The sequence below is a fragment of the Salipiger sp. HF18 genome (genome assembly GCF_011806505.1).
Taxonomy (GTDB): Bacteria; Pseudomonadota; Alphaproteobacteria; order Rhodobacterales; family Rhodobacteraceae; genus Salipiger; species Salipiger thiooxidans.
The window spans coordinates 1-1,266 of record NZ_JAATOS010000773.1 but is presented as its reverse complement, the minus strand read 5'-3'; the positions used below and the strand labels follow the sequence as shown (position 1 = coordinate 1,266).

Genomic DNA, 1,266 nt, shown 5'->3' with positions numbered 1-1,266 from the left:
AGCAGGAATTTTCGCAGAACGTGAATTTTCTTCCAGATCCAGTTTATAGCTAATAATTTCAGCTCTTTAAGCCATCACTTCCGGGCGCCGGGCGACTGCGGTGCCCCGTGTGTCCTCAGCAAGGCGGCACGACTCGCGAGCGTTCACCCTGCCAGTCAGGCTCCCCGGGCGCCCCTCCCCCGTTCGCGGGTTCCCCCCCCCCCCCCCCCCCCTCTTTTTCCCCTCCCCAGTGGGCCCCGCCGGCACTCCCGTCCTGCGAAGAGTGAGTGCCTGCCCGCCGCACCGGGAGCATTTCAGTAGATAGGAAGGGCTTTAAACAAAAGACGGCAGCCCCTCTTCAGCACTCGACGACCTTCAGACCAGACCGGCCAGACGAGACCCGGCGCTTCGGACGCCTCGAAGGTCCTTGACGTTCCGCAGGACAACGAGTCCCTCGCCTGCGGCAGCGCCACGCTGAGCACGGCAACGCATTGCAAATGCGGCGTTTTGGATATACATTGACATTCTGTATATCCAAATCCATGGAGGCCGCCATGCAGGTCGCGAAATGGGGCAACTCGCTTGCCGTCAGGCTCCCCGCAGAGCTGGTCCGGAAGCTTGGGCTCAAGGAAGGGGACGAGATCGACCTCACCGCGGGCGAGGCCGGTCTTGCGGTCACCCGCCATGCCCGGCCCGACGAGATCCTGAGCGGGCTCCGGCGGTTCCGGGGCCGGCTTCCCGCGCAGGACCAGCTGAGCCGCGACGCTGCGCATGAGCGCTGAGTTCCTCGACACCAACGTCATCCTATACCTTCTCGACGACGGCCCCAAGGCGGACCGGGCCGAGGCGCTTGTGCAACGCGGGCCCCGCATCAGCGTGCAAGTCCTGAACGAGGCGCTCGTGAACTGCCGCCGCAAGGCCGGGATGGCGTGGGACGAGGCCGGGGAGTTTCTTCTCGGCATCGAGCAACTCTGCACGGTCGAGGACCTCACGCCGCGCACCCACACCGTGGGCCGTGCTCTGGCCGAGCGCTACCGGTTCTCGGTCTACGACGCGATGATCGTTGCAGCGGCGTTGCTGGCCGGCTGCACCACGCTCTATTCCGAGGACATGCAGTCGGGCTTGCTGGTCGAGGGGCAGCTTCGCATCGTGAACCCGTTCCTTTGATGCTGTGCCCCCGGCGCCGGTGACAGTGCCGAGCGGCAGGCGCTCTTTGCTCCGATCCAGATCGCATTCCGGACATAGAGCGCGCGACAGAGCGACGAGGATTGTCCCGATGGCGCCGCC

General features: G+C 65.2%; 2 protein-coding genes. Both read left to right on the top strand.

Translation table 11 applies throughout. From position 1 onward, the window contains the following. Window positions 1–533 precede the first annotated feature (533 nt). Window positions 534–761, top strand: coding sequence for an AbrB/MazE/SpoVT family DNA-binding domain-containing protein (locus HC022_RS26800; RefSeq protein ID WP_040385005.1), 228 nt, complete (start codon window positions 534–536; stop codon window positions 759–761). Further along, the gene (locus HC022_RS26795) at window positions 751–1,146 is read left to right on the top strand and encodes a PIN domain-containing protein (protein ID WP_008888010.1); all 396 of its coding nucleotides are present in this window, start codon (window positions 751–753) and stop codon (window positions 1,144–1,146) included. Before HC022_RS26800 ends, HC022_RS26795 begins: the two co-directional genes overlap by 11 nt. Window positions 1,147–1,266: the final 120 nt, after the last annotated feature.